The following is an 11,609-nucleotide window of genomic DNA, read 5'->3' as shown; positions in this document are numbered from 1 at the left end:
AGCTCAGGCGCCAGCTACCGTCTGGGCGCTAACGGCGCGGGTAACCAGTGGGACTGCTCCAGCTTCAGCCAGCAGGCCTTGAGCCAGGATGGCAAGAGCATTCCGCGCACGTCTGCAGCACAGTACGCGTCTGCACAAAAAATCTCCAAGAGCCAGCTGCAAGCAGGTGACCTCGTATTCTATGGCAACGGCGGCGTCAGCCACGTAGCCGTATACGTCGGTGACGGCCAGATCGCCCACGCTCGCAACCCAAGCGCGGGACTGTCCACGAATAGCCTGGACTCATACTCTGCTTACAATAACGTCGTCGGATACGGACGCTACTAAGCCGAAATAGCGCTCTACGCCCCATATCTCAGCTCTGGCCCCGATGAAATTTTCATCAGGGCCAGAGCTTTTTGGCGTCTGTACTTCTACACCGTCATCTTGAGACCATGGACCTATCGCGTCAAGATGGAAAAGGTCTAAGGCGTTCTCAATAAGTCTTCGAGACCGTCCTTCGAAGTACGTACCGTGAATAATTTTCACCGTCTCGATTGAGCCTGCACCAACCAAGAGGACATCAATCGCGTCGTTGCCCCAATGCTTATATTCGAATCGTGAATACTCTTCCAGCGCCTCTTCTCATTGCCGATCTCTGCGGCAAAGTTATTTCGCTAAACTCTTTGGTCCTCTAGCACCGCGTGGGCGGCCCACGCCCCGGGCATGCCATGGACGCCGGCACCGGGCGGGGTTGCCGAGGAACAGATGTAGAGGCCAGGAACGCCCATTCGATACGGTTCGAGGGTCAGACCACCGCGCAGCATCGACTGCAGCCCGCCCATCGAGCCACCAGCAATGTCCCCACCAACCAGATTCGGGTTCCAGTTCTCGAGGTCACCGGGATCCCAAATCTTCTTGTCCAACACCTTGGCACCAAAACCGGGGGCAAACCGCTCCAGCTGGCCGGCAATCGCATCGGCAACATATTCGCGATCAGCGGCAGCAGGTCGATACCCGTGTGGCACGTGGGTATACGTCCACAACACATGCTTGCCCTCCGGCGCACGCGACGGATCAGCGACCTGGGGCTGGGTGACCATCACGAAGGGCCGATCAGGAATCCGCCCGGCGTTGACCTGCGCCTCGGCCAATCGAATTTCGGCGGCCCGGCCACCCAGGTGCACGGTCGTGGCATTGGCGACCCGGTCATCAGCCCAGTCCACCGGGCCATCGAGGAGCCAGTCGACCTTATAGACACCGGGACCATAGCGCCATCGTTGGAGTCGATGCACGGTGGTCTCGGGCAGGTCGCGTAATTGTTTGCCGCGCATCACCAGCGCCTGGGACGGGGTAACATCCAGCATGGTTGCACGGGCGGACGGCAGATCATCGAGATCGGTGACTTCGGCGCTGGTATGGATCTCGCCGCCATATTCGGTGATGACTTGCACCAGGGCGTCGACGAGTGCGCCGGTGCCACCTTTGACGACGGGCCAGCCACGCGTCATCCCCAGGGCTGAGAACAAGACCCCGAATGTCGAGGTGAATGGGTGTCCCAGCGGCGTATTGGCGTGCGCTGCGGAGCCGGTGAATAGGGCGCGTGCGGGTTCTTCACGAAACGCGGTGCGCACAAACCACGTTGACGGCGGGGTGGACAACAACCCGAATTGGGCCATCTTGACCGGATGATCGGGGAAGCGCAGGATGGGCCGCAGAATCTGTTCGAGATAGTCATCGATCGAATTGACGATCCCCCGGTGAATCAGCCGCCACGCGGTCGAGTCGACTCCCAGTGCCCGGGCGGTCTTACGGACATCGCGATGCAGGATGGCCGCCGGGGCATCATCAAACGGGTGGGCCATAGGGTACTCGGAATGCAACCATTCCAACCCGTAGTCTTCCAACCCGAGGTGCCGAAAGATCGGGGAGGCAACACCAAAGGGGTGGGCTGCAGCTCCCAGGTCTACGATCGAGCCATCACCGAACACATCCGCCGATGCTGCGGCACCACCCACGTTCGCGTTGCGTTCATAAATGCGTACATGCCACCCGGCGCGGGCCAGCAGAGCGGCCGCGGTGAGTCCGTTTGGTCCGGAGCCCACGATATTGACGTGCGGCCTGGCGGTGACAGACATGTTGATCCCCCAGACGTTACCCGGTGATGATGAGCAGTTTTCCTAGCCTCCCAGAGTAGCTTAACGACAACGTCTCCGGCACGTTACTGCTCTTCGTTGGATTCAAGATCGATGCTGTCTCGAACCGTTACGCTTATCGCACTGTTCATCGTCATGTCCGGTACCGAAAGGGAGAAATTCAAGGTAGCGCAAGCCTGCCTGGCCACCATCGCTGCGGTGTCGTAGAGAACGTGCTCAATTCTCGACTCTGTCACCAGTCTGACGATCTGTTCTTCATCGAGCTCATACAGGTCTTCAACGACGTCGCCCTCCGCCCGTCCCATCACACCAATATGAGCTCGCTCTTCTTGCTCTTGCATCGTGAGGGTTGCAAACAGAAAGACCCCGATCTCACGAAACACTCGGATCTCGATTCGAAACTCTTGCTCTTCGACTCGGTTCAAAGAAAGTCCCGCTTGGATATGCGCTGGACGGATATCACGCAGACTGATCATGGTTGCACTGCCCACTGGCTGTCACGCATTTTCATATCACGGACGCTGCGTGCGATGTTTACACTTAGACTTCAAGCATTAAAGTATGGAAAACACTAAGTTGACCAGTGCGTTCATACTTGAATTTCAGAAGTACTGCGACGAATTTCGACCCGAGAAGTATCCACACATTGAAACTTTGAATGTCATACTCGAATTTTTTAAGTCTGATATCAAAGTTTGGACGGACCGACCATTGGTTTCTTCCCGTCAGGACGGAAAGGCTCAGGCGGGCTGCAACGAGCCGCCCCGGTCGGGCATCTCAAAGGGAACAGCGACTTTAGTGGCCTCGGCGTAGTCGAAAGGTTCAGTCTTCACCGTCAGCTGCTTGTGATTCGACAGCATGGTGAAAAGCATTCCCACAGTTCTCTGTGGGTGTGCTATCACCGAGCCAGACATCTGAGCTTCAAGAGTATCGTCAGCGCTGCCGTTGTTTGGGATCACATGTGCCATTTGTAGTTCGCCATTCATGACAACGGCTGCAACTACGGTCCGCCCCGAACCGGCTGATTGATCGATTCGTTTAGAGAAGTCACCAAGCGGCTCGCCTTCGAGAGCAGGAACAATCGGAGTGCCCGACTTGTAGCTGTTGAGAGCAAGTGCAGCCCGGCCATCTTGAGAAGCGAGCAATGTAGCAATACACCGCCGAACAGCTGAGTATTTACTTCCAGTCATCGTTCCACCTCCGGACATTGTGCGCCCACTCTTTTTCCATTTTGTCTACACAGTATTGAAACCATGCGTCAACGGTTTCCCATTCTGATCCATCTACAACGATCTCGTGGATCGGCTGACGGTCAACAAAGTCTTCTTGCTTTTTGTTAAACACGTGTCTGTGGATGACTCCGTGGCAACAGTCTATGCGCGCGACATCGAAAACTCGAGTGGCGCTAATGTACTGATGCACTATTGCAAAATCTACAATTTTGCCACGGTATATATCTTGCCGATACGTCAATACGTGCCCACCATCGTCGTATATCGGTAATTCCAATCGGTCATCGAGAAAATCGTAGTCCGGTGGGGCGTAAGTCTCCGAGTTAGGAGATAAATCATGATGCGGGAGCCGCCGTCGATCACGTCCAGGTTGCACGTCTCCCCTATCGCCAATAAGTTCATTCGGCATCCACCGTAGAACGTACAACGATGTACGGCCATGCGTGTCGTTCACCCTGTGGACTAGGTATCTCAATGAACTCGCCACAAGTCTCAGGCCGCATTGAGTAATTCCAGGGCTTCGGACATTTCGTTTCTGCATCGCTTGTCTAATTGCGCGACGCCATGATTCCTCCTGGCGATCTGGAGAAAACCGAATCTGTTGACCGATTTTGGCCGATGGCCAGTGGCCTCGGTTCATCAGTCGGATGCGGGTAGTAGGGCTCTGCCTCGTACAGGTATAGAGATAGTGCCCCGAAGCGTTGAAATGTTGCGCTTCGGGGCAGGACTTAGCGTGCTGCAGATGCAGTATTCGCTGGCCGACGGAGCTTGCCGCCAATTATGGTTGCCACAACGTTGACGGTGGGCAGGTCATCGGCGTCGACAGCAAAAACATCCTGATCAAAGATCGTGAAATCTGCGAGCATCCCGTTGGCAATCATGCCGCGGTCCGTCTCACCCCACGAGCGAGCGCGGTCACTTGTGTATCCCGCAATCAGCGCTTCACGGGACAGGGCCTCGTCGGGCACGACAGGTTCCGTTTCCGGTTTGCCGACCTGGCGACGCAGCTCCCCTTCGGCAATGACCGCCAGTGGATCAGACGGCGCGACGGGCCAGTCGGAACCAATGGCAACCACGGCGCCGGTTTGACGAATACTGTTGGTGCGCCAGGCGTCTTTTCGGCGATCATCTCCCAGACGCTGCGACCAGTTGTCAGAACCGTCTGGAGCACAAAACAGCGTGCAATGGCGCGGCTGCATGCTCACCGCTGCACCAACTTCGGTGAAGCGTGGCACGAGCCGATCGGGCAGGGTTTCGATGTGTTCGATGCGGTGGCCCGGTTTATCGTCGGCAGCGTGCGGCTGGGTAGTCTCGGCAATCACATCGAGTACATATTCGACACCGGCGTCGCCGATTGCGTGGGTTGTGGTGCGGATTCCTTGGGCGTCTAAGCGTAGTAGCACTTCGCGGTAAGACGCAGGGTCCAGCCACAGTGGGCGGGTAGATTGGCCGTTGATGTCGGGGTAAGACAACCATGAAGTGCCATTGTCGATGGTGCCGTCGATCATGAGTTTGACGCCGTCGACGCCCCAGCGCCGCCCGGTGGTGCCTTGCATGTCAATAATTTCGGTGATGATCTCATCCTGATCGCCGGGCATGATCCACGGGGAAAACGTCAGGCGGATGGGCAGTTCACCGCGTTCTTCGGCTGCCCGGACTAAGTCAAGCATTCCGTCGGTGCGGTCCAGAATTTGTCCGCCGGTAATTCCCTCATCTGCCATCGATTCGAGCACTTCGAGGAACAGCTCCAGACGGGTTTCAAATGGGATCGCGGGCATCACCTGGTTCACCAGGTTCATGGCCTCCCATTCTTTGAGGAACCCGGTCGGCTTGCCCTGCGCGTCGATTTCAACTTCGGATTGCGACTTGAACTGCTCGGTACCATCGACACCGGACAGCTGAAGGGCGCGGGAGTTCACAACGCCCGAGTGGGCATCGAACATGCGAATAAACACCGGCTGGTCGACCACCGACCGGTCAATATCTGCGGCACAAATGTTGCGATCTGCAATCACCGTGGGGTCAAGCCCCCATGCGAAAACCCATTCGCCTTCGCCGGTGCTAGCTGCCGCTTGTGTCAGGGCGTCATCAAGTTGTTGGGTAGTGGTGACCTCGCTCAAATCGAAACCGCGGGCCATTTCAGCACCAAGGATCGGGTGGATATGAGCATCAACAAATCCGGGCAGGATCATCTGGGTGCCAAAGTCTTGAGTCTCTTGGGCAGTCAGCTGCTCGGCCTCGGCCCGTGTGCCCAGCCAGGCAATCTCCCCATTGATCACGGCAACCGCCTCAGCGGTTGACATCTCGGGGTTCATGGTGCGGATATCACCGAGGATCAGAGTATCGAAAGTGGTCATGGTGCAGTGTGCTCGCTTTCACGGGATCCGACTGTTTCGGTTTCGGGGGTAGAGAGTTCGTCGCTTTCGTCGTCGAGACGGGGCGGCTTTACGCGGAATCCTTTGGTGAGTGCGACGAGATAGATCAGGCCCAGGAGCATCCATAGCCCACCAATAACCAGGGCGTTGCCCGGCAGCGACGTCCACAACCAAATGGTCAATAGAAAGCCGGTGCCCGGCAGGATCAGGTATTTGAAGGTTTCGCGGCCTGAGCGCAGCTTGTCGTCGAAATAGAATTTCTTGATTACGGCTAGGTTCACCATGGTGAAGGCTGCCAGGGCGCCAAAGGAGACGATGGTAATGACAAAGTCCAGGGGCAATACGATAGCGAGGAGTCCGACGGCAGATACGAACAGGGTCGCCCGCACCGGGGTTTGGAAGCGTTTATTCAGCACACCGAACACCCGACGTGGCAGCACACCGTTACGCCCCATGGTGTACAAGATGCGCGAAACCGAGGCTTGTGAGGCCAGCGCTGAGCCGGTGGCACCGGCGATCAGCATCGCGGCGAAGAAGTTCGACAACCAGACGCCACCTGCTGCGGCGATGACTTCTGCAGACGCCGTGTCAATATTTTCGAAGCTGCGCCAGTCTGGAATAAGGAGATAAGACACGAACGACAGAATGATGAACGTTGCGCCACCGATGAAGGTAACCAGCATGATAGCCCGTGGAATGTCACGTTTGGGCTGTTTTGCTTCCTCGCTGAGTGTTGAGACGGCGTCGAAGCCCAAGAAGGACAGGCACAGGATGGCGGCACCGGTAAACAGTGCGCCGGTGCCATCTTCGCCAGTGAACGCCACACTGAGGCTTGGTAGCTCTTGGCCCGAGACCGTAGTGATGGTCAGCGCTATAAAGACCACGGCAAAAATGACCTGGAGTGCTACGACCAGGCCGTTATAGGTAGTCACCGACTTGATGCCGATAACATTCAGGATGGTCACAAGGCCTACCCCGCCTATAACCCACACCCAAAATGGCACGGCGGGGATATAGGTAGCCATGTAGAGGCCGATGAGTAGATAGTTCAGCATCGGCAATAACAGGTAGTCGAGCATGAGCGTCCAGCCGGTCACGAAGCCGGTGCCACCGCCGAAGGCCTTTTGACTATAGCTGTAGGCGCTCCCTGCGACCGGATAACGCTGCGCCATCTTGCCGTAGCTCAGCGCGGTGAACAGCATGACGATCAGCGTGATGATATACGCGCCGGCCACGCCGTTATCAGTGACTTGAGCGACCGGCCCTAATGAGGAGAAGATCGTCAGCGGCACCATGTATGCCAAGCCGAATAAGGTCAACGACGCGACCCCGAGGACGCGGCGCAGTTTTACCGGCGGTCGCGCCGGTATGAGTCGTTTCGGTCCTGCGACTGAGGTCATGTGGTCTCCTCCAATGTTTTGGGTCATGCTGGCAGGTCGTGGCTTGCATCACCTGTGACCCATAGCACGTGACAGACTAATGAATGATATTCATTTATGCAACTCACGCAATAAAATTAGACCCGCCGAGGTTGTGGCGTTTGGGGACGCGACGTGCAACACTATGTGAACATCGTTCATTATTGGTGTAGCGGCAGTCCAAGCAGCAGAAAGCGAGACCCAATGTTTGATGTGAAAGAAAAAACGATTGCTCAGCTTCGACAAGCGTTAGAGACCGGCGAGACGACGGCGGTCAAACTACTCGAAACCTATAAGCAGCGTATCGCCGCATTTGATCGGCCCGCGCCCGATCGCACCGACGGGCTCGCCGCAGATGGCGAGGTGCCGCTCAATTCCGTAATAGTCGAAAACCCGCACGCCATCGAGGAAGCTCAGGCCTCGGATCGACGTCGGGCGGCAGGAAAGGTCCTGGGGCCGCTGGATGGTATCCCGTATACCGCCAAGAATTCGTTTATGGTCGCCGGGCTGACGGTTGCTGCGGGATCGCCAGCCTTCCAGGATCTCATTGCCCAGCACGACGCATTCAGCATTGAGCAGCTGCGAGCCGCCGGCGCAATCTTATTGGGTCTGACGAACATGCCACCGATGGCCAATGGGGGCATGCAGCGCGGCGTCTACGGTCGCGCCGAAAGCCCGTATAACAACGAATACCTGACCAGCGCTTTTGCCTCGGGATCGTCGAATGGTTCGGGGACAGCAACTGCTGCAAGTTTTGCCGCTTTTGGGCTGGGCGAAGAGACCTGGTCTTCAGGTCGGGCGCCAGCGTCCTGCAACGCCCTATGCGCCTACACTCCATCCCGGGGTGTCATTTCGATGCGCGGCAATTGGCCCCTGGTGCCGACCATGGATGTGGTCGTCCCACACACTCGCACGATGGCAGACCTACTCGAGGTGCTCGACGTCATGGTCGCCGATGACCCCGAAGCCCGCGGCGATTTCTGGCGGATCCAACCCTGGGTCGACATCCCTAAAGCTTCACAGGTCCGGCCTGATTCCTATACTCATCTGACGCAACGAAGTGAACAGGAACATCCCCTAGCGGGGCAGCGTTTTGGCGTGCCCGCGATGTACATTAATGCCGACGACCAGGCCGGCACCGGCCCAGATCACCGCGACGAACAAGGCATCGGCGGCCCAATGGGACAGCGCATCACCACCCGCGACTCGGTGATGGCACGCTGGCAGCAAGCCCGTGCAGCGCTGGAAGCCGCAGGCGCTGAAATCATCGTCGTCGATTTTCCGGCGGTCACCAATTACGAAGGGGATCGTGAAGGGGCTGCGACCATCGCGAATCGTGGTCTTGTTCCGCAAGCCTTCCTGAACGCCGAAGTCACCGGTCTAGCTGCCTGGTCGTGGGAAGATTTTCTGCAGGCCAATGGCGATCCACAGTTGAACTCCTTGCGCCAGGTGGACGGCGCGATGATCTTCCCGCATCCACCGGGTGCCCTGGAGGATCGCTATGACGGTTTTGATGACGATGTGGCAACCTACCCCGGGTTGATCACCGAGCACGGCTTCGGTCCGCTGGGTGACGTTGTGGCACTCACCGATCCAACCGTCCTAGCCGCCGGTGTACACGGACTAGAACAAACCCGGCAGGTGGATCTCGAACAGTGGATGGATGAGCTACAGCTGGATGCGGTGATTTTTCCGGCGATGGCGGATGTTGGCCCGGCCGATGCAGACGTCTCGGAAGTCTCCGCCGAGGCTGCCTGGCGCAACGGCGTGTGGGTTGCCAACGGCAACCTGGTACCGCGGCACTTGGGCATCCCGACGGTCACCGTGCCGATGGGCACGATGGATGACGCTGGTATGCCTGTGGGACTGACGTTTGCCGGTCGCGCCTACGATGACACGAAACTCCTCACGGCTGCTCACGCCTTTGAATCGGTCACGCAGTGGCGCACCGCGCCCTCGCGGACAACGTACAACTAATCTGCCGCGGCAGGCTGACCGGTCAGCGCCAGGGTGAAAGCGATGAGCGCGGATAACCCAAAACGAAACGGATGATCCGCGTACACGTTATTAGCATCCGGCGCCTCAGCGGACTCGTCGTGAGCACGCTTAGACGCGCTCACGGCGCGTGCGAGCCAGGCACTGCCTTCGGACTCGTCGCCCGCGTCCAGCACCGTGCTGGGGGCATTGAGGTCCAAGGCGGAGCCGAACAGAAATGACTCGAAGGCCACGATCACGTTTATGACCTGCGGCTCGGGCACTCCGGCGACCATCAACGCCTGGGCCACGACGTTATACATGCGCGATGACTGCGGCGCATCCGACACGGGAGTCACCGCTATAAGCGGGATCAGCGATGGGTACTTCGCAAAGACCGCTCGATAGGAGCGAGCCCAGTCTTCCAACGCTTCCTCCAGGGTGGTCCGCAACGCAATAACCCCCACCATGCCGCGCACCGATACCTGCGACATGAGGGCCTCTTGAATCAGCAACACCAGATCAGCCTTATTATCCAGGTGGTTATACAGTGCCGATGCAGCAACTCCAAGCTCTTTGGCCAGCTGGCTCATCGTGAGCCGCTCGAGCCCACTTTCGGCCACAAAGGCCAGCGCCTGCTCCGCGATCATTTGGCGATTCAACACCGGCCTAGTTGGCCGCCCTGCTCGACGTGGTTCGTTACCCAAGATTCCCTCAAAACATTGTCAACACATTGCCACCATCGTACAAGCACGCTAGGTCACGACGACCGCGCTTCCTCACGCGAGCAGTGGCCGCGCCTATACAGCGGCGCAAAACATATGTACCATATCACTAAATGAACATCATTCATTATAGGAAAGAACCTCATGTCTACTGCATTTGAAACCTCCCCAGCGCGCCCTACTCTTGAACGCGATGTCGTCGTCATTGGCGCTGGCCCCGCTGGCCTGATGGCCGCCTATACGTTGAAAAAGGCCGGCAAAAGTGTGGCCGTCATCGAAGCCCGCCAGCGCGTTGGCGGACGCACCTGGAACGGCGCGGTGCGTGATATCAACGGCACCGAGCACTTCATCGAAATCGGTGGGCAATGGATCTCTCCTGACCAAACCCGCCTGATCAGCCTGGTCGACGAGTTAGGTCTGAAAACTTTCAAGCGCTACCGCGACGGCGATAGCGTCTACCTTTCTCCAGACGGTACCCGCCACACCTACTCGGGCGATCTCATGCCGGTATCTGACACCACCAACGCCGAGATGGAAAAACTCATCGGTCTGCTCAACACCAAGGTTATGGAAATGGATGTCGAGCGCCCCTGGGAAATGCCAGACGCCACAGCTCTGGACAGCATTTCGTTTACCGCATGGCTCAAACAGCACTCCGACGACCAAGAAGCCATCGATAACGTCTCGATCTTTGTCGCCTCGGGCATGTTGACCAAACCCGCCCACACGTTCTCGGCACTGCAGGCAATTCTTATGGCTGCCTCGGCCGGGTCATTTTCCAACCTGGTGGATGAAGACTTTATTCTCGATGAACGCGTGGTCGGCGGAATGCAGTCGGTGTCCTTGAAAATGGCCGAATATCTGGGCGACGACGTATTTCTGGGCTCTCCGGTGCGCCAATTGAACTGGACCACCGAACGCGACCCCGCCACGGCCGATCAGCTGAATAATGTTGTCGCCGACGTGCGCAATGGTGTGGCCAACAACGGGGCTCCCGGCGAGGTCATCGCCTACGCCGATGAAGTCATCGTCAAAGCCGCAAACGCTGTCTTGGCCGTCCCACCAAACTTGTACCACCGTATCCAGTACGTCCCACCCATGCCGCGCGAACAGATGGTAGCCCACCAGCACCTGTCGATGGGGCTGGTCATTAAAATTCACGCCATCTATGAGACCCCGTTCTGGCGTGCCAAGGGCCTGTCGGGCACCGGGTTCGGCGGTGGCCACATGGTGCAGGAAGTCTATGACAACACGAACTACGGCCCCAATGCCGCCAACGGCACCGAGGGCGAAGATCCACACGGCGTACTCGTGAGCTTCATCTCCGATGTGCACGCCGAAGCCATGTGGGCACTGCCCGAGGAAGAACGCAAACACCGCATTCTGTCTGAGCTGGCGGCCTACCTCGGTGAGGAAGCCATGCACCCGATTGCGTTCTATCTGTCGGATATGGGTGCTGAAGAGTGGACCCGCGGTGCCTACGCCGCCAGCTATGATCTGGGAGGGCTCAGCCGTTGGGGCGACTTGCAAAACCAGCCCACCGGTCCCATCTACTACGCATGCTCGGATATTGCTGCCGAAGGCTACCAACACGTTGATGGCGCGGTCCGCCAGGGCGAACTCGCAGCCAACAGCATTCTGCAATACGCCACCGTCAGCGCCTAGCGCGGGACGACGACCAACCGTCCGACACCAGTTATCGAAATCCGGGTGCGGCCCAGACCGCGCCCCGCTACATCTCAACATCAGG

The 11,609-nt window shown here is 57.9% G+C and carries 9 protein-coding genes; 3 read left to right on the top strand and 6 right to left on the bottom strand.

The genetic code is table 11. The annotated features are described in order from the left end of the window. Positions 1–327 (top strand): C40 family peptidase (locus ACYVJT_RS13790; RefSeq protein WP_499418481.1); only part of this gene is annotated, 327 nt, incomplete at its 5' end. A 329-nt stretch (positions 328–656) separates the two neighbouring features. On the opposite strand, the gene ACYVJT_RS13785 is transcribed toward ACYVJT_RS13790, so the two are convergent. The 5 genes from ACYVJT_RS13785 to ACYVJT_RS13765 form a co-directional block, all read right to left on the bottom strand. Beyond that, entirely contained in the window at positions 657–2,117 is a 1,461-nt protein-coding gene (locus tag ACYVJT_RS13785; protein WP_343956472.1) for a phytoene desaturase family protein, read from the bottom strand. A gap of 83 nt (positions 2,118–2,200) precedes the next feature. After that, a complete protein-coding gene (locus tag ACYVJT_RS13780; protein WP_343956473.1) occupies positions 2,201–2,611 on the bottom strand; it encodes a hypothetical protein in 411 nt (136 codons plus the stop codon). A gap of 264 nt (positions 2,612–2,875) precedes the next feature. Continuing rightward, positions 2,876–3,325: a hypothetical protein gene (locus ACYVJT_RS13775; protein ID WP_343956474.1), complete on the bottom strand. Its 450-nt coding sequence runs from the start codon at positions 3,323–3,325 to the stop codon at positions 2,876–2,878. 770 nt (positions 3,326–4,095) lie between these two features. After that, positions 4,096–5,724, bottom strand: a complete 1,629-nt coding sequence (locus ACYVJT_RS13770; protein ID WP_343956475.1) for an amidohydrolase — start codon at positions 5,722–5,724, stop codon at positions 4,096–4,098. Next, the gene (locus tag ACYVJT_RS13765; protein ID WP_343956476.1) at positions 5,721–7,142 is read right to left on the bottom strand and encodes an APC family permease; all 1,422 of its coding nucleotides are present in this window, start codon (positions 7,140–7,142) and stop codon (positions 5,721–5,723) included. Before ACYVJT_RS13765 ends, ACYVJT_RS13770 begins: the two co-directional genes overlap by 4 nt. A gap of 222 nt (positions 7,143–7,364) precedes the next feature. Here ACYVJT_RS13765 and ACYVJT_RS13760 point away from each other — a divergent pair, with 222 nt between their 5' ends. After that, positions 7,365–9,137, top strand: coding sequence for an amidase (locus ACYVJT_RS13760; protein ID WP_343956478.1), 1,773 nt, complete (start codon positions 7,365–7,367; stop codon positions 9,135–9,137). Here ACYVJT_RS13760 and ACYVJT_RS13755 read toward each other — a convergent pair. Next, a complete protein-coding gene (locus ACYVJT_RS13755; RefSeq protein WP_499418479.1) occupies positions 9,134–9,784 on the bottom strand; it encodes a TetR/AcrR family transcriptional regulator in 651 nt (216 codons plus the stop codon). The two genes, ACYVJT_RS13760 and ACYVJT_RS13755, sit on opposite strands and share 4 nt — an antisense overlap. Before the next feature lie 219 nt (positions 9,785–10,003). On the opposite strand from ACYVJT_RS13755, the gene ACYVJT_RS13750 reads away from it, so the two are divergent. Further along, a complete protein-coding gene (locus ACYVJT_RS13750; RefSeq protein WP_343956480.1) occupies positions 10,004–11,524 on the top strand; it encodes a flavin monoamine oxidase family protein in 1,521 nt (506 codons plus the stop codon). Positions 11,525–11,609 lie beyond the last annotated feature (85 nt).

It is taken from the genome of Yaniella soli, assembly GCF_054782375.1.
This window is presented reverse-complemented; position numbering and strand designations above follow the sequence as displayed.